Raw genomic sequence first — 21,297 nt, forward strand, 5'->3', positions numbered from 1 at the left:
CTATTACCGATTCCGAAGAACCAGCCGCACTCGCCATCAAGCGCCCACACTTATCGGCTGTTAGTTTTTAAAGAGCACATCGCAAGACAAGCCTTACTTCAACTTCCGTCTTGCGTCGCTGCATCAGCAGCAGAGAAACGAGATTATGAAGAGCCGATGACATCTCCGCAAGCCCCTTTCGCAAATTATTTTTCTGCGCCCGCCAAACGCCGCTGGACGTACAAATAGCCAGACATGCAAACGCGGGAAGTCCCGACCGACTCCCCGCGCTCACCAACAGCCCGACGACTCAGCTTCCGAAAAACAGCGTGCAATAACTCGCGGGCCCGACGCAATCCGACGTAGACATCCACATCGAACCATGCTTCATCGACATCGGCTTGCGCATCGCGCCTGAACCCGACGCCGCGCCGCCGGCATGGGTGCCGCCGTACGCTTCATTCGCTTCGTTCGTGTTCCGCCGCGCGGCGACCTTCGCTTCCGCCGCCTGAATATCCGAGGGATAGTTGGCTTGCTCGCCCGTGGCCGGCGAATACCCCGCCTGTTCGAGCTGAACAAGCTCGGCCTTGACTTGTTCGCGCGTCAGAGGGGCGTTCTGGCTCTGCGCGAAAACGAACGTGGGTGCAGCGACCACGGCGACGGACACGACGATTTTGGCGATGGCGTTCATGATGTTCACTCCGACAGAAAAGGTTGACCGGATCGCACGCGATCCACGACCTCATCGAACGCACAGGGCCCTTGCGCGGCTTCGACTCACTCGACCTAGGTTTCAAGCGTAGAGGCTTCGACTGGTTAACCCGGGTACGCAGCGATCTATTCCCGCATCGAGCAGACTCTATAAGAAGAAAAAGGAAGGAAGCGCGGAGGACGGACCGGATGAGGAGTCCGGCAAGGCGCCAGCCAGCACCCGTCCACCGCGATCGTAATCGTGATGCAAAGCGCCGTGAAGATCATCGGCGCTCACGCAGCCCGTGCTCAATGCGCGTCCGGCACGAGATGCACGCGTTTCTCCGTTGCGGCTTCGACGGCCGAGCGCGAATACAGCAACGGGAAGTACTGCCCGTCGAGCCACATCTGCGCGAGATCCCGATAATGCGGGCTATCCGGATCGCCCGATTCGCCAGGCAGATTCACCGCACGCGAGTTGTCCCAGTTGCCGACATCGACGACCACACGAAACGACGGTCCGTTCGTCTCGCGGAAGTCGCTCGCGCGATAGGTCGACTGATTCGGCGTGTAAGCGCTGCCTCCCTTTCCGATCGGCCCGACGTTCAGCTTCGCACGCATGTCCGCATCGACGACATCGGCCAGAGGATGCGCGTTGAGGTTCGTTTGCAGCTTGCCCCAACGCCACTGGGTTGCATCGGCGCCTTGCAGATGACGCATCTCCGCATAGGCATCGCGCAGACTCGAAAGCAGAACGGCATCGCGTTTGGCCGGCGCCTCGTCGCCGAAGCGCGTCTCGGGATGTTCGAGCGAATCGAGCATCACCGAGGTATCGGGTGCGCCGAACGACGCCGCCGCGTCCTTCGGCAACACCGCTTCCTTGAACGTGCGTCCGAGATGACGCGAGAACCATACTTCTTCGAGCGCGGCTTGCGGCGAACTCGCGCTCATGTGCGCGTCCCAGTCCTTGAGCATCGCGAGCGCGGCGCGTGTGTCTTCATCATCGCTCGAAAGCGGCGCGAGTAATGCGACGAGCCTGCGCGCCGGAATCGAAACGTCATCGTTCTGCAAGCGCTCGGAGTCTTCGATCGACACCCTCGGCAGCGATTTCAACACTTCGTCGATACGCTGATGCCGCGACCCGTTGGTCCATTCGAAGCCGAGCTTGCGCTCCGCATACGGATAACCCGCGGGCAGATTCATTTCATTCGACGTGGTGAAATAAGCTTGCGCCGGGTTATAGACCGAAGGCATTGCATCGCGCGGCCAGAAGCCCGCCCATTCATAGCGGCCATCGCCGGGCACGGGCATGAGGCCGTCCCAATTCGGGCGTTTCGGCGCGAGGCCGCTCGGCACCCAGCCGATGTTTCCATCCTTGTCCGCATAGAGCTGATTCACAGTCGGCGCGCCCCATGTCGCAAGCGACGCCTTGAACTGCGCGTAATTCTTCGCGCGCATATAGCGCATCGAATCGAAATACGGCGACATGCCGGGCGACAGCCACGCCGTGCGCACGGCGAAGGCGCGATGCTTGCGTTCTTCCGTATAGATCACAGGACCGTGTCGCGTGTAAAGCAGATCGGCGGTGACGGGAGCGCCATTACGCACGGCGATCTGTTCACGCACGACGCGCATCGGCTCCCACTTGCCCTTATAACGATACTGCCGCGAATTCGCCGGATTCAACTCATATACATAAAGATCTTCCTGATCAATGTTGAAGATCGTGAGTCCATAAGCGATCGAGCCGTTATGCCCGATCGAAATGCCTGGCGCCGAAGGTTCGCCCGCGCCGATGATATCGAGCGTCGGCGTGCTGATCTGCTGAATGTAGCGAAGGCTCGGCGCGGCATAAGCACGATGCGGATCGTTCGCCATGATCGCGCGGCCCGTCGCCGACTTCGATGGCGCGATCACCCAGTTGTTGCTGCCTTCGGTCACTTCCTCGGGATTCTCGGCTGCGGCGATCATCGTCGTCGATGCATCCGTGCTCTTCATCGACTCCTTCGTCACGCGCACGCCTTGTGTTGCGAGCGTAAAGACTTTGAGGACATCATCGGGAAGGCAGGGATCGAGGCCCGCGGGCATCTGCGCTTTCCACTGCGGCTGCAGTCCGAAACGCACGGTGTCCGCGTCGAGCGAGCTCTTGCACGTCACGCGTGCACGCGCGACTTCGCTTGTGAGATTTCGCGTGAGACCGTGGCTGCGAATACGCACGATATCGTCGGCGCTCCATTTCGCCGGCCAATAGCCGATCTTGCGAAACTCATAAGGCATGCGGTCCGGATGCGCGGCAAGCCAGTCGATATACGCATTCACGCCGGCTGCGTAGCGTGTCGCGGCAGGCTTCGCATCGGGACCATAGCGCTGCCATTCGGTCGCCATGTCGCCGCGGTAAAGAAAGAGCCGCGTGGCCTTGTCCTGTTCCACATAAGCGGGACCGAAGACCTCCGAAAGCTCGCCGAGGCCGCGTCTGCGCCACAGATCGATCTGAAACATGCGGTCACGCGCGGCGTTGAAGCCTTGCACGAAGAAGGCGTCGCTATCGTTGACGGCGAAGATGTGCGGCACGCCCCAACGGTCGATCAGGATGTCCGACGGTTGCGAAAGACCCGCAACGGCAATCGTTTCATCGCCCGGTGTATCGGCGAATGCGATTCGCGCGTCGAGCGGTGCGATTAGAGATGCGCCGATCGTCAGCACAATCAGGCGTTGTCCCTTTCTTCGATTCATCTTGGCGTCTCCGTTCTTATCAGTGTCGATTCCAGTCACACGAATATCGCACTGTAATTCGAATGCAGGAGACACGCAAAGGTTGTCGGCGGTTATTTAATTCGGACGCCGAATCTATTCGCGAAACGCTTTCACCCGAATGACGCCATTCTCGAACAGCGACTCGAGCTCACTCGTCCTGCCGCGGCTGCTCCTGCAAAGCCGTATCGCGGATGACTTCCGCGAACTTCTCCAACGCCTGCAGCGGACCACTCACGCTGTTGTATTCCTGCGTGCCGATCCGGCCTTCCAGCACCACTGAAAAGCCGCAGTCCTGCGCGATCTTCAAAAGATTGTCCATGTCGTAGTCGCCTCGTGTCGCTATCACGAAGCACACGTAATGCCTGCTCGCGCTTTCGTCTTACTTTCGCTCATGGCGTCGTTTTACGCCGGCGCATCCGCCCCGCCTGTAATTTTTACTCGCGCCGTCTATCCTTGATTTGGCACACCCGCGTGCGACTCACCGCCGCTCTGCTTGACACCGACGAGCCGCCTCACGTATTGTTTGGTAGACCAACCAAGTAACGAATACTTCCACGGAGCGCGCCATGAGCCGCATCACCGCCATCCCGACCTGCTTGCTTTTCGCCACGGCGCTCGCGGCGTGCTCGCATCAGGACCGCGATATCTATCAGGGCTACGTGGAAGGTGAATTCGTCTACCTCGGCTCGTCGCAATCGGGCAAGCTCACAGCGCTGTCCGTCGCGCGGGGGCAAACGTTGAAGGCGGGAACGAGCGCCTTCATGCTCGAATCGGCCGATGAAATCGCCGCCCTCGATCAGGCACAGCGTCAACTCACGGCCGCGCAGTCGCAACTCGAGGACATCCTCACGGGAAAGCGCGCACCGGAGGTCGCATCGGTGCGCGCGCAACTCGCGCAGGCACGCGCGAACGCTCGCAAGGCCGCGCTGCAACTGAGCCGCGATGAAGCGCAGTTCAGCGCGGGCGGCATCGCCAAAGGGCAGCTCGACGATTCGCGCGCGAATGCGGATGCCGCCGCCGCGCAAGTACGCGACCTCGCCGAACAGGTCGATATCGCACGCCTGCCGGGCCGTCCTCAACAGATCGCGGCGCAACGCGCGCAAGTCGCAGCCGCGCAAGCCTTTGTCGCTCAGGCGCAATGGAAGGTCGACCAAAAGCGCGTTGCGGCGCCTGCGGACGGGCTCGTGTACGACACGCTTTATCGTGTCGGCGAATGGGTACAGGCGGGCAGTCCGGTCGTGCAGATGTTGCCGCCGCAGAACGTGAAAGTGCGCTTCTTCGTTGCGGAAAACATGGTGGGTAGCCTCGCAACGGGGCGCGCGATATCGATTCATTGCGACGGCTGCACGGAAGACGTGCCCGCGAAAATCACCTACATCTCGAATCAGGCCGAATACACGCCGCCGGTCATCTATAGCAACGAGAATCGCTCGAAGCTCGTGTTCATGGTCGAAGCGCATCCTCAACCGGCCGATGCATCGAAGCTGCATCCGGGCCAACCCGTCGGCGTGAGGTTGCAATGAGTGTAACGAGCATGCAGGACACGCAATACGTCATCGACGTCCAGAATCTCAACAAGCACTTCGGCGACAAACACGTCGTCAACGATGTATCGCTGCAAGTCGCGCGCGGCGAGATCTTCGGCTTTCTCGGCCCGAACGGCAGCGGCAAGACAACATCCATCCGCCTGATGTGCGGCCTGCTCACACCCGATTCGGGCAGCGGTACGTGCCTCGGCTACGACATCGTGCGCGAAAGCGAAGAGATCAAGCGCAACGTCGGCTATATGACGCAGCGCTTCTCGTACTGGGAAGACCTGACGATTCGCGAGAATCTCGACTTCGTCGCGCGCATCTATCAGATGAGCAATCGCCGCGAAACCGTGGATCGCGCGCTCGAAGCGCTCGGTCTGCAGAGCCGCGCGAGTCAGCTGACGGGCTCGCTCTCGGGCGGATGGAAGCAACGCCTCGCGCTCGCCGCATGCATGCTGCACGAGCCGAAGCTGCTCCTGCTCGATGAGCCGACCGCAGGCGTGGATCCCACCGCGCGCCGCGACTTCTGGGAGGAGTTGCATCGTCTCGCCGCGAAAGGCATTTCGGTGCTGGTGAGCACGCACTACATGGATGAAGCCGAGCGATGCCACAAGCTCGCGTATATCGCGTATGGCAAGCTGCTTGCGCAAGGCACCGCGAACGAAGTGATCGCATCGCAAAACCTCGCGACATGGAGCATTCACGGCGAGCATTTGAGCGAACTTTCCGAACGCTTGCGCAAGACGCCCGGCATCGATCAGACCGTCGTATTCGGCTCTGCGCTGCATGTGAGCGGCAGCGATCACGCTGCGCTCGAGGCGGCCGTGCGCGATGCGACAAAAGACGGCGCAACGCGCGCCGAGCCGATCGAAACCGGACTCGAAGATGTCTTCATCTATCTGATGAGCCGGTCGACCGACAACTTTAAGGTGACGTCATGAAGGCACGCGGCCCGCTCGCGATATTCGCGCGCTTCTCCGTGACGCGCTGGTGGAGCATCGTCATCAAGGAGTTCCTGCAATTGCGGCGCGACCGCATCACGTTCGGCATGATCGTCGGCTTGCCTATCGTGCAGCTCGCCCTCTTCGGCTACGCAATCAACACCGACCCGAAGCATCTGCCGACGGCCGTGATCGTCGGCGATCAGAGTCCGTTTTCGCGCAGCTTCATCGCGGCAATGGAGCACTCCGGCTATTTCGACATCGTCGAGACGCTGCCCGACGACGAAGCTGGCCGTCGCGCACTTGCGCAAGGCCGCGTGCTTTTCGTGCTGAACATTCCCGTCGACTTCTCGCGCAAGCTGTTGCGCGGCGAGCGGCCCGCGCTGCTCGTCGAGGCCGACGCGACCGATCCGAATGCGGTGAGCAAGGCGAGCAACGCGCTGACCATGCTCGTACGATCCGTTGCCGACAAGGACATCACGGGCCCGCTTGCTCGTTTGAACGCAACGCCCGCCCCATTCGACGTGCAGGTCCACAACCTCTACAACCCCGAAGGCATCACGCAATACAACGTCGTGCCCGGCTTGATGGGCGTGATTCTCACGATGACGCTCGTCATGATGACCGGCCTCGCGATGACGCGCGAACGCGAGCGCGGCACGATGGAAAACCTCCTTGCCACGCCCGTGCGTCCCGTCGAGGTGATGACGGGCAAGATCGTGCCTTACGTGTTCATCGGTCTCATTCAGGCGTCGATCATTCTCGCGGCCACGCGTTTCGTCTTCCATGTGCCGCTCGTCGGCAATCCGCTCGCGATCTATCTCGCCGCGCTGCTTTTCATCGCCGCGAATCTGACAGTGGGCATCACGCTGTCGTCGCTCGCGCAGAACCAACTTCAGGCAATGCAGCTCACCATGTTCTATTTCCTGCCGAACATCCTTCTCTCCGGCTTCATGTTTCCGTTCGCGGGCATGCCGGCGTGGGCGCAGTTCATCGGCAATTTGCTGCCGCTCACGTACTTCAATCGCCTGATTCGCGGCATTCTTCTCAAGGGCAACGGCTGGGCGGACCTGTGGCCCTCGGTGTGGCCGATGGCGCTCTTCACCGTCATCGTGATGGGCATTGCGTTGCGCTTCTATCGGCGCACGCTCGACTAGGGAAACATCGATGAAAAAGATTCTTCCCCTCTGCGCGCTCATGTTGTGCGGCTGCACTGTCGGCCCCGATTTTCATGCGCCTGCGCCGCCGGACACGCAGACCTATGTCAAAACGCCGGTCGAGGTAAAGGACTTTCCCGCGGCCGATCATGCGCTGCCGCGCTGGTGGACGCAGTTCGGCTCCGATACGCTGAACCGTCTCGTCGATCGCGCATTGAGCGACAGTCCCTCGCTCGACGAGGCGCGGGCGAAGCTCGTGCAGGCGCGCGAGGACTATCGCGCGCAGGCGGGCGCGACATACTTTCCCGTCGTCGATGCCTCGCTCTCCGGCTCGCGTCAAAAGGTCGATCCTGCTGCCTTCGGCGTGCCGATTCCGAGTCCGGGTCCGTTCACGCTTTATGATGCCTCGGTGAGCGTGTCTTACACGCTCGACTTCTTCGGCGGCGAGCGGCGCGCACTCGAAGCATTGCGTGCGCAAGTGGACTATCAGTCGTTCGAGCTCGATGCGGCGCGGCTTTCGATCGCGGGCAATGTCGTTGCCACCGCGATCCGGCGCGCTTCGTTGCAGCATCAGATCACGCTCACCGAAGGTCTCGTCGATGCACAGATGCGTCAACTGTCCATCATGGAAGGCCGCCTGAAGGCGGGCGGCGTCGCGCCGTTCGACGTGCGCAGCCAGCGCACGCTCGTCGAGCAGACGCGCGCAAACCTTCCGTCGCTCGTCACGCAACGCGATCAGGCCGATCACCGGCTTGCAGTGTTGCTGGGCGTCGAGCCATCCAAGGCCGACTTCGATGCCATCACGCTCGATTCGCTTCATGTTCCGGGCAACGTTCCGCTGACCTTGCCCTCGACGCTCGCACGCGAACGACCCGACATCCGCGCATCGGAAGCGTTGCTGCATCGGGCGAGCGCGAACGTCGGCGTGGCGACTGCCGACCTCTATCCGAAGTTCTCGCTCTCTGCGGGCGTGGGAAGCCAGCGCACGAACATCCACGACATGCTCAATAGCCTCAACGTGTGGAACGTCGGCCTGAATCTCACGCAGCCGCTATTTCATGGCGGCGAGCTGCGCGCGAGGAAGCGATCGTCCGAAGCGGCCTACGAAGCAGCCATGCAAGCCTATCGACAGACCGTGCTGGACGCGCTGCAACAGGTCGCCGATAGCCTGACCGCGCTTCAAAACGATGCCGATGCCCTGCACGCGCGCGAGATCGCGGCGAACGAAGCGCAAGCCAATCTCGACACAGCCAGCGCGCGCTTTACGGCGGGCGGCGTGAGCCGCTTCGATCTGCTCGACACACAACGTCAGGCGCTTCAGACGCAACTCGATTACGCGCTCGCGCACGCCAATCGTCTCTCGGACACCGCGGCACTTTTCCACTCGCTGGGCGGCGCAGGCGAAGACACGAATGCAGCGAGCAAACCGGTTGCATCCGCAACTAATTAGCGAGCTTTCCGAGCCGATGCTTGAGCACCTTGCCGCTCGCGGACACGGGCAATGCATCGAGTATGCGGATAGAAGAAGGCCGCTTGTAGGGCGCGAGCCGCTCGCCGACCCACTCCGCGAGTTCGCTTTCGCTCGCCGTGCAGCCGGGCCTCAATTCGACGAACGCAAGCACGTCTTCATTGCCCTGCACGCTCCGTCCGACCACGGCGGAATGCAGCACGGCGGGATGACTGTTGAACGCCTGCTCCACTTCCGCGGGATACACGTTGAAACCCGAGCGGATGATCAACTCCTTGCTGCGCCCGACGATATACAGGTTGCCCCTCTCGAAGCGCGCGAGATCGCCCGTCTTGAGCCAGCCGTCCTCCGTCACCGTGGCCGCCGTCTGCGCCGCATCGCGGTAATAGCCGAGCATCACGTTCGGCCCGCGCACCCATAGTTCGCCGGTATCGTCGGCGTCGCTTTGATGCGCGAGCGGCACGATGCGCGCCTCGACGCCTGGAATCAGCGGCCCGACGGACGAATCGGGCGCCGGTGCATCGAGCAGCGTGTTCGATACGGTCGGACTGCTCTCCGTCATGCCATAGCCGTTATGCAAGGGCACACCGTAGAACGCTTCGGCAGCGGCCTTGAGCGTCATGTCGAGAGGCGAGCCGCCGCAATAGACGAAGCGCAACGATGGCGCATTCAGGCCGCCGCGCGGCGTGAAATGATCGATCAGCTTCGCATGCATCGCGGGAACGCCTTGAAAGATCGTCATGCGTTCATCGCTGAGAACGCGTCCCGCGCGCGCGGGATCGAAACGCGCCGCAAGACGCAACGTCGCGCCCGCATACAGCGAACCGAGGCACATGGACGCAAGACCGAACACATGCGATACCGGCAGTACGGCATAGACGCGATCGCTGGTACCGACACGACGCAGCGTGCTGGATACTGCCGCGACGAACAGCAGATTACGATGCGACAGCATCACGCCCTTCGGCGCGCCGGTCGTTCCCGTCGTGTAGATGAGCGCCGCGCATTGCCTGTCCGATGACAGTCCGTGCGGCTCCTGCTCAGACGCGGCATCGATATCGCTTAACGCAAACGCGCCGATCGGCGTCGCATCGAGCGATTCGACCGAAGCGCCGTCACGTTGCGCGTGATGCGCGGCGTCGTCGGAAACATCGACGGTATAGAGCGCGATGCGTGGCTTCGCATGCGCGCGGATCACATCGAGCTCGACTGCGGACAATCGCGCATTCACGATCAGCGCCCACGCATCGAGACGGCTCACGGCAAAAAGCGATGCGACGAGCAGGACGCTGTTCTCGCCGATCAGCATGACGCGATCGCCGGCGCGCACGCCCGCCGCACCGAGACGCGCGGCCAGCGCATCGATTGCATCGTCGAGTTGCGCATAAGTCAACGCGCGCGCGTCCTCATGCAACGCGATGTGATCGGGATGCGCCTTCGCACCGCGCGAGATGATCGCGTCGATGCGCGCGGGCAGCGACGCAATGAGCTTGTTCGTATCCATGTCGAGCGATATCGTTCGAGACCCTGAGGCCCGAATGATAAACGCTCATGCTCTATCCCGCGAAACGCGGCTCGGGAATGCCGCGCACGCCGAGGCCCGTCACCGCGAAAAGGCCGCCCTTGTCGCGCTCTTTCTGCGGAATGCCCCACATCGGGCGGCCCATCGTCGATACGTAGAGGATGTCGAGACTCGGTCCGCCGAACATCACGCTCGTCAGATTGCGCACGGGAAACGGCACGACGCGATCGAGTTTGCCATCGGGAGCGAAGCGCAGAATGCGTCCGCCGAAGACGAGAGCAGACCAGACATAGCCTTCTTCATCGACGGTTGCGCCATCGAACGTGCCGGCCATGTCGTGCGCCGATGCGAACAGGCGCTTGTTCGTCGCCGCGCCCGTTTCGATGTCGTAGTCGTAGGCGTACATCTCCTTGCTGTATGTGTCGGTGAAGTAGAAGGTCTTGTTGTCGGGGCTCCAGCATGGGCCGTTCGAACAACTGATGCCGCTGTCGAGCCGCGTGACCTGGCCATTCGTATCGAGCCGATACAGCCCGCCGCTGCGCGTCGAGCGCTGGCCGCGATCGGCATCGTAGCGGTCGAAGTCGTAGGACATGGTGCCCGCGATGAAGCGTCCACGGCGATCCACCTTTCCGTCATTGAACCGCGTCTCGGGATCGTCGCTTTCGGGATCGGCGATGAACTGCACGGTCTGCGCATCGAAGTCGTAGAAATACAGGCCGTTCGCGAGCGCGACCACCGCGCCGCCCTGCTCGCGCAACGCCATCGAACCGATGTGACGCGGCACGAAATAGCGCTTCACGTCGCCGCCGTCAGCACGGCAGCTATAGATTTCCGCGGCCGTGCTGTCGATCCAGTAGAGCCGTTCCTCCTTCACATCCCATAGCGGTCCTTCGCCGAGATGATTGTTCGCATCGACCAGCAAGCGTACTTCGGGCATCGTCGTCTCCTTTGTTCAGGCTTCACCGTCCTCGATATCGCGCCGATGCGCGAGCAGCGCCATCAAACGCCGATCGCGCCAGCGGCTGCGTTCTTCGATCTTCTCGCCGGGCAGCACCGCGCGCCGTTCGGCATCGAGCTTGCCGAGCGTCTCGGCCGACCAGTCGAACGGCTTGCGTCCCGCAGCGATGCTCTTGTATGTGCCGCCGTAGCGCGCAGCGTAATCGGCCACGCCACCGGGCGCGTTGAGGTCGATCGTTTCGAACGGGCCCATGAACGACCAGCGCATCGCGAGTCCATCGCGTATCACGGTGTCGAGATCGGCGGCGCTCGCATAACCTTGTTCATAGAGACTCAACGCTTCGTCGAGCAACGCGCCTTGCAGACGATTGAGCAGAAAGCCCGAGATCTCGCGATTCACGGTGACGGGCTTTTGCTTCGCTCCTTCGTAGATGGCGCGTGCGCGTTCCATCGTGTCCTGCGAGGTCCACGGCGCGCCGCACAACTCGACGAGCGGCACCAGCGACGGCGGATTCACCGGATGCGCGACGAGACAGCGTGCGCGGCCTGCGATGCCTTCCGTGAAGGTCGATGCAGGCAATCCCGATGTCGAACTCGCCAGAATCGCGTCAGGCTTCGTGAGGCGGTCCAGTTCGATGAACAACGCACGCTTCGCTTCCACCACTTCCGCGATGTTCTCCTGCACGAGATCCGCGTCGGCGACAGCATCGGCGAGATGTTCGCATGCGGTGATGCGGGCCACGATCGCATCGACGGCTTCATCGATCAGATCGAACGACGCCAGATCCTCGACGCTTTCGCGGATCGCGGGAATCGCGCCGCCGAGCATGTCCTTCGATGCATCGTGGATCGTGACGTTGAAGCCGCTCTTCGCAAAGACGATCGCCCACGCGCGGCCGATACGGCCCGAACCGATCACCGCAATGTTGTTCGCTTGCATCTGCATCTGGTCCTCGTTCGAGTTGGTTTAGCCCTTCTTGTCCCGCAGCGTGATGACAGCCGCCAGCACGACGAGTCCGTTGATGATGTCGCGCACCGCGGGCGGCACCGTGGTTCCCGCAAGCAACGTCCCGAGCGCCGTAAGCAGCAGCGCGCCGCCGAACACGCCGAGATAGTGCCCGCGTCCACCGGTAATCAATGCGCCGCCGACGACAACCACTGCAATCGACGGCAACAGATACGGATCGCCCATGCCGAGAAAAGCTTGCGAGCTGAACCCCGCGAGCAACAGGCCGACGATCGCGGAGCACAAACCCGAAAGGCAATACACGGCGATGAGCGTCGTGCCCACGCGCACGCCCGACAGCTTCGCCGCGACCGGCGAATTGCCGACCGCATACACGCGCCGCCCAAACGGCGTGCGATGCAGGAGCAGCAACGCGATGACGAGAAACACCGGCACGCTCCACGCCGCGATCGACAGCGGACCGAAGCGTCCGTTGGTGAATTCGCTGATCGTCGACGGCGACCATCCTTGTGGCGAGCCATTGCAATAGATCAGCGTGAGGCCTTGCAGCAAACCGTTCGCCGCAAGCGTGACGACGATCGGCGGCAAGCCGAGCATCACGACGCCCACGCCATTGAACACGCCGACGAGCAGGCCGACCAGCAGCACCATCGGCACCGCCCACGCGGCCGCGCCGTTCACGCCGTGCGTGAGTCCGGTCAGCAACACGCCCGACAGCGTGATGAGCCAGGGCATCGACAAGTCGAGTCCGCCCGTCAGGATCACCGCGCCCTGGCCGAGGCCGAGTATCGCGAGAAACAAGGTCAGCGTGAGCAGGCTGCTATAGAAGTTCGCGCTGACGAGCACGCCCGGCCCATAGACAAAGCCCGTGATGACGACCACCGCGAAGAACAGCAGATAAGCCGGCACCACATACTTGACCCATTCGCGATTGCGCTCGATCCAGTCGGCGATCGGTCGTCCCTTCAGCTCCGTGTTTTCAACCGGACGATAATCGTCGACTTCGAACGCAACGCGCCGCGCATGCTTGTCGTCGCGTGCGCGCGTGCCCGTTCGCACCGCCTTGAGCCACTGCGCCGCGTGACGCGCGCATTCATGCGCCGCCGATTGCTTGCCGATCGACGAACCGAGCACCGCGAGAATCAGGATCACCGCTTCGGCTATCGTCGTGAAGAACGCCGATACGTTCAGCACGAGCAGAATGTTCACGGTGATCATCAGCGTCATTGCTGCGAACACGGTGCCGACGCAGCCGCCACGTCCGCCGCCGAGCAACGTGCCGCCGAGCACGACGGCCGTGAACATCGAGAGCAGCAGCGGACGGCCGACGAGCGGATCGGCCGAGCCCGTCTGTGCCGATACATACAGACCCGCCGCCGCGTAGAACATGCCAGCGAGCGCATACGTCGCGATGCGGTAGCGCGTGACCGGCATGCCGTTCGCATACGCGCCGTCGGCATCGCTGCCTAACGCGTACAGACCCACGCCGTAACGCGTGCGCTTGATGAACGACCAGATCAACAGCGCAAGAATCAGCAAGCCCGCCGACATCGGCATCTTGTCGGGGATGAGATCGGCGGTGAGCACCGCGCCGAACTGATCGCCGACGCTGCCGCCCGGCTTGTTCTGAATCAGCAGCGTCAAGCCTTGCACCATGAACATCGTCGCGAGCGTGACGACGATCGATTGCAAGCGAAACCATGCGATCAGCGCGCCGTTGACGAGGCCGATGCCGCCGCCGATCGCCAGAATCAGCGCGGCGCCGCCCCATTGTTCGACGGGCGATCCTTGCACGAAGCGCACGGCAAGCACGTTCGCGAGCGACACGACCGCCGAGGCCGACAGATCGAATCCGCCCGACAGCACGACGATGGTCTGCCCGATCGCCGCGAGCGCGAGTGTAGTTGCGCTCGAAATTACCGATCCGATGTCGTAGAGCCCGACAGGTGTCGCGGACAGCGAAACCCATCCGGCGAGCATCGCAAGCAACGCACTGATCGCGATGATGAGCCCGCGATGATGATCGATGCGCGCGCCAAATCCCACGCGTGCGCCCGGCCGCACGACCTCGCTTTCGGGCGACGCAACGGCTATCTTCATGAGCAACCTCTCAACTGGAAAGCATCTTGCGCATCACGTTTTCTTCGGTCAGCGCGTCGCCGCTCAACTCGCCGGCGTTGCGTCCGCGATACATCACCGACACGCGGTCGCACACGTTGACGAGCTCGGGCACGTCCGTCGAATAGAAGAGCACGGAGCCACCCGCCGCGGCGAATGCACGCATCAGCACGAAGATCTGATGCTTGGTGCCGACGTCGATGCCGCGCGTCGGATCGAACATGAGCCACACGCGGCTTTGCGTGAGCAGCCACTTGGCCATCGCGATCTTCTGCTGATTGCCGCCGGAGAACGACAGACACGGCTTGTACAGCGCGCGCGGATTCACCTCCATCTGCGCAAGCGAGCGACGAATCGCGGCCTGCTCGCGCTTGCGATCGATGAGGCCGAAGCGCGCATAGCGGCCGATCACGGGAAGCGACACATTCTCGCCGCCGGGCAAACGCAGGAACAGGCCTTCGGTCTTGCGGTCTTCGGGCAGAAAGCTCGTCGATACGCCGGCCTTCAGCGAATCCGCCGTCGATGTCAGCGTCACCGGTTTGCCGTCGATGCGAATCTCGCCATCGTCGATGTAAGTGGCACCGAACAGCGCCTCGAACAGCTCGCGTTGCCCCATGCCCTGCAGCGCTGCGATGCCGTGCACTTCGCCCGGCTTCACGGCGAGATCGAAATCGGCGACGACGCCATCGACGCGAACGTTGCGCGTCTCGATCGCCGGCGTCGCGTCGCTTTGTACCGTCGTGATCTTGGGCGGATACTTCGCCTCCATCGAACGCCCGATGACGAGTCGAATTACTTCGTCATCCGATATATCCGCAGCGTCGAACGCGCCCACATCTCGGCCATTGCGATACACCGTGAGGCTGTCGCAGAACTCGCGCACTTCCTGCATGCGATGCGAGATGAACACGAAAGTCACGCCGCTCGCCTTCAGTTCGTCGATGCGCCGTGAGAGCCACGCGACATCGCGTCCCGACAGCGCGGACGTCGGTTCGTCGAGCAACAGCACTTTCGGCTTGCGCACGATGGCCTTCGCAATCTCGATCTTCTGCCGCACCGGCAACGAAAGATCGCGAATATAAGCGCCGGGACGCACATCGGACAGTTCGAGCCTGTCGAGCCATTCCGCTGCTTGCCGCTGCGCGTCGCGCTTTCTGATGCGCCCGAGAAAACCCGTCGGCTCGTACGACATCAATAGGTTCTGCGCGACCGTGAGATCGCGCACGAGCGTCATCTCCTGAAACGCCGTCTGCACGCCCGCGCGATGCGCGTCCTTCGGGCTCTTCATCGTCACGTCGCTGCCCATTACGCGGATGCTGCCGGCATCCGGCTGCATCAATCCGGACAGCAGCTTGACCGTGGTGGACTTTCCCGCGCCGTTCTCGCCGAGCAGCGCATGCACCGCGCCGCGCTTCACCGAGAACGACGCGCCATCGAGCGCGACGGTCGCGCCGAAGCGCTTCGTCACCTTCGACAGATCGATCGCCAATGATGCGTCGTTCATCGCGCCGCCTCAGTCCTGATTGCCCGTCAAGGCCGCATTGAAGCCGACTTCCTTCGTCTCTTCGGAGTAGATGTCCGCGAACCAGCCCGGCGGCACCTTGTCCGGCGGGAACGCGGTGCAGCCCGCCTTCAGTTCGTCGATGCTGCCCGTCTTGCACAGCTTCGATTCCGAGGTCAGCACAAGCGGCAGCTTGAGCGTCACGCGCGCCGGAAAGTCGCCGCCGTCGAGCTTCTTCACGGCCATCTTGAGCGCCATCGCGCCCGAGTACGGAGGCGCGCCGTAAGAGATCGAGCGATAGCCGATTGAGCGATAACCGCCCTGTCCCTTCACTTCGCCCGGCGGCAGCATCTGCACGCGATGGCCGTTAGACGATTCGCCCGCGCACGGCTTGATCTTGTCGTCGGCAATGCCCGCTTCGAGCTGCATCGACGCCGCCGTGAAGCAGCCGACCTGCATCCACAGGCCGTCGATCTTGTCCCAGCTGTTCGTCGCGAGAATCTTCGAAAGCTCGGTCTTCGCGGTCGCCTGACTCCACATGCCCGTTCCTTCCGCGACGATCTTGATGTCCGGATACTTCGCGAACACGGCCTTCGCCGCCTCGGTGCGTGCGCGATCGACCGACGTGCCCGGCACGCCCGTGATCATCACGACATTGCCCTTGCCGTTGATGGTCTTCGCGAGCCATTCCGCGGTGACGGTGCCCGCCTGATGCTGATCGATCGTCACGTTATGCGCGCACGGCTCGGTGACTTCTCCGTCATACGCCGCGACGACGACGCCCTTCGAGCACGCGTTCTTGATCGCGCGATTGAGCGCCGTCGGCGAGATCGGATAGATGACGATGGCCTTCGCGCCTGCCTGCACCATCGAGTTGATCTGCTGAATCTGCTTCTGCGCATCGGTGCCCGCGACCTGCACTTCGAGATCGACCTTGTCTTTCAGCCCCGGCGTATTGGCCATCGCCTTGACCATGTTCGCGGCTTCGGTTTGCCAGTCGTTGCCGACATAGCTCATCGACAAAAAGATCTTGTATTTGCCGGCCGCGTGCGCCGTGCCCGATACGGCGAGCGCCGCCGCGAACGCGAGGCCGAGCGCTGCCCGTCCCGCATGACGAATCGACTGCGTCAATGCTTTCATGTCTTCCTCCGGTATTCGTATGGTTATGAAGCGGGCGCTTCTAACTTCGGATGTGCGGCAGACGAGCGCTCGCGGGCAGAGCGATGCCCGCGCTGCCGGGCACGACATTCGGGTCGTGTCCGGGTATGACGAAATCGGCGATCTGACGGATGCGCGACAACGAGCCGATCTCCGCCAGCGTTTCATGCACGATGCCCACTGGAACGAGATCGACGATGTTCTCCATGCAGTTCGCGCAATCGCCGGCGATCAGCACGACACCTTCTTCCGTGTCGACCGCGACGGACTGATGCCCCGGCGTATGACCCGGCGTCGGCACGACGCGCACGCCGGGCACGATATCGGTCACGCCGTTCACGAACTGCCAGCGAAAATACGCGAGCGGCTCGCGGCCGATCAGAAACTCCTGGTAATACGTGGCCTGCGTCGGCAGCGGATGACCCGCGTATTCCCACTCGGCCGCCTGCACGATGAAGCGCGCATTCTTGAAAAGCGTGTTGCCGCCGGAATGGTCGTAATGCAGATGCGTGTTGATGACGATATCGACCTCGTCCGCGCTCCAGCCGACATACTCCTTCAACGCGCGTTCGAGCTTTTCCTCCGGCGCCTGATCGCATGGGCACACGAAGTTCGACACCCAGCCTGGATCGTGTATGCCCGTATCGACGACGATCTTCTTCTGCGCGCCGACAATCGCCGTCGACCATACGGGCACCTTCATCTGCTGGCCGAAGTAGCGGCCATACACTTGCGATGAGCGATCGACGGTGAGCCAGCCCGTCGGCATCGCGACTACCTTCAGCTTCGTGCTCACGATGCCCTCCGCTATCAGAAGTTGGTATCGCTCGCGCCTTTGAGCTTGAGCATCTCGCGTGCTTCGGCGGGCGTCGCGATATCGAGGGACAGTCCTTCGATCACCTGGCGAATCTTCTTCACCTGCGCCGCGCTCGATTCGGCGAGCTTGCCCGGCTCGATCCACAACGAGTCTTCGAGGCCGACACGCACGTTCGATCCCTGCGCGACGCCCATCGAGCCGAGCGGAATCTGATGACGTCCCGCGCCGAGAATCGACCATACATAGTCGTCGCCGAAGAGACGATCCGCCGTGCGCTTCATATGCGCCAGATCTTCGGGATGCGGCCCGATGCCACCGAGCAAGCCAAAAACGCTCTGCACGAAGAACGGCGGCTTGACGAGCCCGCGATCGACGAAGTGCGCGAGGTTGTACAGGTGCGAGATGTCGTAGCACTCATGCTCGAAGCGCGTACCGTTATCGCTGCACGACGTGAGGATGTATTCGATATCCGCGAACGTGTTCTTGAACACGAGATCGCGGCTGTTTTCCAGATGCTTGCGCTCCCACTCGTACTTGAATTCCTTGAAGCGATCGAGCATCGGGTACAGGCCGAAGTTCATCGATCCCATGTTGAGCGACGCCACTTCCGGCTTGAAGTGATGCGCGGGCTTCAATCGCTCCGCGACGGTCATGTGCGGGCTGCCGCCCGTCGTGATGTTGATGACCGCATCGGTTTCCGCCTTGATGCGCGGCAGAAACTCCTGAAACACGGCGGGATCCTGCGTCGGATGACCATCGTTCGGGTCGCGTGCATGCAGGTGCAGAATGGCGGCGCCTTCCTTTGCAGCCGCGAGCGCGGCATCGCCGATCTGCTGCGGCGTGAGCGGAAGATACGGCGACATCGAAGGCGTATGGATCGCGCCCGTCGGCGCGCAGGTGATGATGACCTTGCGTTTCGTTGCCATGTGCTCCTCGTTCTATTAAAGGACTTCGACGTTGCCGCAGACGGAGATCGCCTGTCCCGAGATGCCGCTGCCCGCGGGCGAGCACAGGAAGAGCGCCGTGGCCGCGACTTCCTCGGGCGTCGTCATGCGGCGCAGCGAAATCTTCGCGAGATATTGCTTCTCCATCTCTTCATAGGAGACGTTCAGTTGCTTCGCGCGCGCCGCGATCACGCGCTCGATGCGCGGCCCTTTCACGATGCCCGGCTGGATCGCATTGACGCGAATGTTCGACGGCCCGAGCTCGATAGCCAGGCTCTTCGTCATGCCGACGACGGCCCACTTCGTCGCGGCATAAGGCGTGCGAAACGCGTAGCCGAGCCGTCCCGCCACCGACGACAGCGCGATGATCGCCCCGCCGCCATTCGCCTTGCGCAAGAGCGGCACCGCGCGGCGCGCGAAGTAGAACTGCGCGTTCAGATTCACATCGACGGTCTGTTCCCATTCGTTCGCATCGAGCTCGTCGATGCCGCCCGTCGGCCCCGCGATGCCCGCGTTGTTCACGAGCACATCGAGTCCGCCGAGCTCGCGTTCCACATCGACGAATACGCGCTCGACCGCTTCCTTGTCCGCTACGTCCGCGAGCGTCGACGTGATCGCATTGCACTCCGCGCTCGCTTCGGCTTTCGCCAATGCGTCGATTGCTTCGGGACTCGCATCGCAGACGTGCACGCGCGCGCCTGCATCGATGAACGCGCGCGCTATCACGAGCCCGATGCCCGATGCGCCGCCCGTGATGAGCACGCGCAATCCCGCGTGCGGTTTCAGCATCTGAAGAACCGTCATCCATGTCTCCGTTGTTGTTATGCGTGTCAGGCGCTTGCCTTGTTGCTTAGTTCGCCGCTTTGCAAACGCTCTTGCAGATCGGCGGCCGCATCGCCGATGTCTTCCTCGATGCCGGCGCGCGCGCCTTCGCCATCGCCGCGCCAGAGCGCTTCGACGATATGACGATGCGCCGCCATCGAACGGCGCATATGCGGAATGTCGGGCGCGACGAGATTCAGGAACGGGCCGATGCGCATCCAGAGGTTCTGGATGGTCGCGAGCGTGAGATCGCTCGCGCCGTGCGTGTAAATGGCGATATGAAATTCGAAGTTGCTGCGCAGATACGCGGGCACGTCGCCCGCTTCGACGTGTGCGTCCATCGTGTCGAAGATGGCCTGCAGCGCGTCGAGATGCGCGCGTGTCATGCGCGACGCCGCGCGTTTGGCGACCGCGCCTTCCAGTGCGATGCGAACGTCCCGCAACTCATCGAGGAGTTCGAGCGTCATCGGCGGAACCATCAGCGCGCGGCCGGGACCGTCGATCAATGCGCCTTCCGCCTGCAAGCGCGTGAGCGCGGCGCGCACGGGCATGGTCGACGAGCCGACCGCTTCCGCGACGCTGCGCAAGCTGAGCAACTGCCCAGGCGCGAAGCGGCCCGTCATGATCGCCTGCCTCAATTGCGCATAAACGCGACCGGCCATGGTTTCGCGTGCAACTAATTCGAGCGCGGGTAAGTCCGTCGTCGAGCGTGTCGCCAACTTTTGCCTCCGTTCTTTCGTTCGGCTGCTGCGATGCTTTCGATTGGTGTGACCTGTGATCACACTTGCATGGCTAAAGTGTCGGACGCGCGAGCACGCGAGTCAACCTTGAATTGCTAGGTGAAAACGCGGAGCGACGCCTCAGACCGCTTCGTGCGAAAGACGGGCCGCATCGAGCGCGACGCCGATGGCCGGAGCGGCCAACACGCGGATTGCCTGAAAATGGGACGCATCGAATGCGCCTCGAAAGAAGTCGACCACCGCGACCAAGCGCCTGACGATGAGATCATGAAGGACGGACACGTCTTGCCCGAAGTCCTTCGCGTCGGCAGCAATGAGTCTGTCGACCGCGCGCACGACGGCGAGCAATTCGTCGGTGCCGACTTCCAGGCCGAACCACATGCCAACGATGAGATCGATGTCGCGCGGATCGAGGCTCGGGTACCAGAGCGCCAGAAGACGTTTGCGGAGGCCTTTCATCGCCGGGCCCGCCAGATCTTCCCGGCTTCTGGTGAAACTGGTGCGGTGCGACCTGACCTCGACGAGGACTTCATCGACATTGCCGATCTCGCCGCCGGCCACCATGATCGCGACGAGATAGTTCAGGTCTTCGGCGCTCGCCATCTGCATGTCGAACCGGATGCGATGCTCGCGGACGAACGAACGGCGCACCATGAGCATTGCGCCGCCGATGGTGTTGAAGCCTTCGAAAAGCCGGGCCTTCAGAGCGCCGTCGCCGAGCGTGCAAAGCCCATAAGTGTCGTTGGCAATACCATCGCCGAACAAGCGCGCATGGCCGCCGCAAGCGGCAAGGCGCGCGCACTCGCGGAAAGCGGCGACTTGCGCGGCGAGCCTCGTCGGCAGCGCCCGGTCGTCCGAGTCGATGCGCGCGATGAACTCGCCGCGCGCCGCGTCGAAACCCGCATTCGAAGCGGCGCTGATGCCCTCGTTCCGGCCGAAGCGTATGAGGCGCACGCGGCTGTCGTCGCCCGCTGCCTGCTGCGCGACGGCGAACGTCTGATCGATCGAGCCATCGTCCACGACGATGAGCTCCCAGTCTTCGAGCGTTTGAGCGCGAATCGAAGCGATTGCTTCGCCGATGAAGGCCTGCGCGTTGAACGCGGGCATGACGACGGTGACGAGCGGTGAGGATGTCATGGGAACCGGAATCCGTTCTGATTTGTTCCCGGCGGAGTGTGCCGCAATCGGCGCGCGATTACGCCATTTCCATCGGCAATTCAGATTTTTCGG

Annotated in this window: 19 protein-coding genes; 5 read left to right on the forward strand and 14 right to left on the reverse strand. The window is 62.5% G+C overall.

What is annotated here, in order from left to right; genetic code table 11:
* Window positions 1-228, forward strand: a 228-nt coding sequence (locus NCS02_RS19385) for a hypothetical protein (protein ID WP_250503125.1), incomplete at its 5' end; no start/stop codon positions are given.
* A gap of 61 nt (window positions 229-289) precedes the next feature.
* Here NCS02_RS19385 and NCS02_RS19390 read toward each other — a convergent pair.
* The 3 genes from NCS02_RS19390 to NCS02_RS19400 all read right to left on the reverse strand — a co-directional run bounded on the left by NCS02_RS19390 (window position 290) and on the right by NCS02_RS19400 (window position 3,742).
* Complete coding sequence (locus NCS02_RS19390; RefSeq protein ID WP_250440757.1) at window positions 290-670, reverse strand: DUF4148 domain-containing protein; 381 nt, start codon at window positions 668-670, stop codon at window positions 290-292.
* A gap of 308 nt (window positions 671-978) precedes the next feature.
* Window positions 979-3,402: a penicillin acylase family protein gene (locus NCS02_RS19395; RefSeq protein ID WP_250519938.1), complete on the reverse strand. Its 2,424-nt coding sequence runs from the start codon at window positions 3,400-3,402 to the stop codon at window positions 979-981.
* 169 nt (window positions 3,403-3,571) lie between these two features.
* Complete coding sequence (locus tag NCS02_RS19400; RefSeq protein ID WP_008354446.1) at window positions 3,572-3,742, reverse strand: hypothetical protein; 171 nt, start codon at window positions 3,740-3,742, stop codon at window positions 3,572-3,574.
* 247 nt (window positions 3,743-3,989) lie between these two features.
* Here NCS02_RS19400 and NCS02_RS19405 point away from each other — a divergent pair, with 247 nt between their 5' ends.
* The 4 genes from NCS02_RS19405 to NCS02_RS19420 are packed head-to-tail and all read left to right on the forward strand — an operon-like array spanning window position 3,990 to window position 8,503.
* On the forward strand, window positions 3,990-4,946 hold the full coding sequence (locus NCS02_RS19405) for an HlyD family secretion protein (protein WP_250519939.1): 957 nt from the start codon (window positions 3,990-3,992) through the stop codon (window positions 4,944-4,946).
* Window positions 4,943-5,896 (forward strand): ABC transporter ATP-binding protein, encoded by a 954-nt coding sequence (locus NCS02_RS19410; protein ID WP_404989950.1) that lies wholly within the window; start codon window positions 4,943-4,945, stop codon window positions 5,894-5,896. Before NCS02_RS19405 ends, NCS02_RS19410 begins: the two co-directional genes overlap by 4 nt.
* Complete coding sequence (locus NCS02_RS19415; RefSeq protein ID WP_250436103.1) at window positions 5,893-7,053, forward strand: ABC transporter permease; 1,161 nt, start codon at window positions 5,893-5,895, stop codon at window positions 7,051-7,053. Before NCS02_RS19410 ends, NCS02_RS19415 begins: the two co-directional genes overlap by 4 nt.
* 10 nt (window positions 7,054-7,063) lie before the next feature.
* On the forward strand, window positions 7,064-8,503 hold the full coding sequence (locus tag NCS02_RS19420; RefSeq protein WP_250503128.1) for an efflux transporter outer membrane subunit: 1,440 nt from the start codon (window positions 7,064-7,066) through the stop codon (window positions 8,501-8,503).
* Here NCS02_RS19420 and NCS02_RS19425 read toward each other — a convergent pair.
* The 11 genes from NCS02_RS19425 to NCS02_RS19475 all read right to left on the reverse strand — a co-directional run bounded on the left by NCS02_RS19425 (window position 8,496) and on the right by NCS02_RS19475 (window position 21,204).
* Window positions 8,496-10,025: a class I adenylate-forming enzyme family protein gene (locus tag NCS02_RS19425; protein WP_250503129.1), complete on the reverse strand. Its 1,530-nt coding sequence runs from the start codon at window positions 10,023-10,025 to the stop codon at window positions 8,496-8,498. The genes NCS02_RS19420 and NCS02_RS19425 overlap by 8 nt on opposite strands.
* 52 nt (window positions 10,026-10,077) lie before the next feature.
* Window positions 10,078-10,980, reverse strand: a complete 903-nt coding sequence (locus NCS02_RS19430; protein WP_250503130.1) for an SMP-30/gluconolactonase/LRE family protein — start codon at window positions 10,978-10,980, stop codon at window positions 10,078-10,080.
* A 15-nt stretch (window positions 10,981-10,995) separates the two neighbouring features.
* A complete protein-coding gene (locus NCS02_RS19435; RefSeq protein ID WP_250503156.1) occupies window positions 10,996-11,940 on the reverse strand; it encodes a 3-hydroxyacyl-CoA dehydrogenase in 945 nt (314 codons plus the stop codon).
* A gap of 27 nt (window positions 11,941-11,967) precedes the next feature.
* Window positions 11,968-14,067, reverse strand: a complete 2,100-nt coding sequence (locus NCS02_RS19440) for an ABC transporter permease subunit (RefSeq protein ID WP_008354431.1) — start codon at window positions 14,065-14,067, stop codon at window positions 11,968-11,970.
* 10 nt (window positions 14,068-14,077) lie between these two features.
* A complete protein-coding gene (locus NCS02_RS19445; protein WP_250440762.1) occupies window positions 14,078-15,589 on the reverse strand; it encodes a sugar ABC transporter ATP-binding protein in 1,512 nt (503 codons plus the stop codon).
* 9 nt (window positions 15,590-15,598) lie between these two features.
* Entirely contained in the window at window positions 15,599-16,726 is a 1,128-nt protein-coding gene (locus NCS02_RS19450) for a sugar ABC transporter substrate-binding protein (protein ID WP_008354427.1), read from the reverse strand.
* 40 nt (window positions 16,727-16,766) lie between these two features.
* Entirely contained in the window at window positions 16,767-17,540 is a 774-nt protein-coding gene (locus NCS02_RS19455) for an N-acyl homoserine lactonase family protein (protein WP_008354426.1), read from the reverse strand.
* Window positions 17,541-17,554: 14 nt separating this feature from the next.
* Window positions 17,555-18,487, reverse strand: coding sequence for a 3,5-dioxohexanoate:acetyl-CoA acetone transferase (gene kce, locus NCS02_RS19460; protein ID WP_008354425.1), 933 nt, complete (start codon window positions 18,485-18,487; stop codon window positions 17,555-17,557).
* A gap of 15 nt (window positions 18,488-18,502) precedes the next feature.
* Window positions 18,503-19,309, reverse strand: a complete 807-nt coding sequence (locus NCS02_RS19465; protein ID WP_250440763.1) for an SDR family oxidoreductase — start codon at window positions 19,307-19,309, stop codon at window positions 18,503-18,505.
* A 26-nt stretch (window positions 19,310-19,335) separates the two neighbouring features.
* Window positions 19,336-19,989 (reverse strand): GntR family transcriptional regulator, encoded by a 654-nt coding sequence (locus NCS02_RS19470; RefSeq protein ID WP_175982872.1) that lies wholly within the window; start codon window positions 19,987-19,989, stop codon window positions 19,336-19,338.
* Between the two features lie 198 nt (window positions 19,990-20,187).
* Window positions 20,188-21,204: a glycosyltransferase family 2 protein gene (locus NCS02_RS19475; RefSeq protein WP_175982871.1), complete on the reverse strand. Its 1,017-nt coding sequence runs from the start codon at window positions 21,202-21,204 to the stop codon at window positions 20,188-20,190.
* Window positions 21,205-21,297 lie beyond the last annotated feature (93 nt).

Origin of the sequence: Caballeronia sp. NCF2, from assembly GCF_023631205.1 — a bacterium.
GTDB classification, from domain to species: domain Bacteria; phylum Pseudomonadota; class Gammaproteobacteria; order Burkholderiales; family Burkholderiaceae; genus Caballeronia; species Caballeronia zhejiangensis.

Bases quoted from the DNA above. Each gene is read 5' to 3' on its own strand.
- NCS02_RS19475 (WP_175982871.1), bottom strand. From the start codon at position 21,204: ATGACATCCTCACCGCTCGTCACCGTCGTCATGCCCGCGTTCAACGCG.
- NCS02_RS19390 (WP_250440757.1), bottom strand. From the start codon at position 670: ATGAACGCCATCGCCAAAATCGTCGTGTCCGTCGCCGTGGTCGCTGCA.
- NCS02_RS19465 (WP_250440763.1), bottom strand. From the start codon at position 19,309: ATGACGGTTCTTCAGATGCTGAAACCGCACGCGGGATTGCGCGTGCTC.
- NCS02_RS19440 (WP_008354431.1), bottom strand. From the start codon at position 14,067: ATGAAGATAGCCGTTGCGTCGCCCGAAAGCGAGGTCGTGCGGCCGGGC.
- NCS02_RS19405 (WP_250519939.1), top strand. From the start codon at position 3,990: ATGAGCCGCATCACCGCCATCCCGACCTGCTTGCTTTTCGCCACGGCG.
- NCS02_RS19425 (WP_250503129.1), bottom strand. From the start codon at position 10,025: ATGGATACGAACAAGCTCATTGCGTCGCTGCCCGCGCGCATCGACGCG.
- NCS02_RS19450 (WP_008354427.1), bottom strand. From the start codon at position 16,726: ATGAAAGCATTGACGCAGTCGATTCGTCATGCGGGACGGGCAGCGCTC.
- kce (WP_008354425.1), bottom strand. From the start codon at position 18,487: ATGGCAACGAAACGCAAGGTCATCATCACCTGCGCGCCGACGGGCGCG.
- NCS02_RS19400 (WP_008354446.1), bottom strand. From the start codon at position 3,742: ATGGACAATCTTTTGAAGATCGCGCAGGACTGCGGCTTTTCAGTGGTG.
- NCS02_RS19470 (WP_175982872.1), bottom strand. From the start codon at position 19,989: ATGGCCGGTCGCGTTTATGCGCAATTGAGGCAGGCGATCATGACGGGC.
- NCS02_RS19445 (WP_250440762.1), bottom strand. From the start codon at position 15,589: ATGAACGACGCATCATTGGCGATCGATCTGTCGAAGGTGACGAAGCGC.
- NCS02_RS19430 (WP_250503130.1), bottom strand. From the start codon at position 10,980: ATGCCCGAAGTACGCTTGCTGGTCGATGCGAACAATCATCTCGGCGAA.
- NCS02_RS19415 (WP_250436103.1), top strand. From the start codon at position 5,893: ATGAAGGCACGCGGCCCGCTCGCGATATTCGCGCGCTTCTCCGTGACG.
- NCS02_RS19435 (WP_250503156.1), bottom strand. From the start codon at position 11,940: ATGCAAGCGAACAACATTGCGGTGATCGGTTCGGGCCGTATCGGCCGC.
- NCS02_RS19410 (WP_404989950.1), top strand. From the start codon at position 4,943: ATGAGTGTAACGAGCATGCAGGACACGCAATACGTCATCGACGTCCAG.
- NCS02_RS19395 (WP_250519938.1), bottom strand. From the start codon at position 3,402: ATGAATCGAAGAAAGGGACAACGCCTGATTGTGCTGACGATCGGCGCA.
- NCS02_RS19420 (WP_250503128.1), top strand. From the start codon at position 7,064: ATGAAAAAGATTCTTCCCCTCTGCGCGCTCATGTTGTGCGGCTGCACT.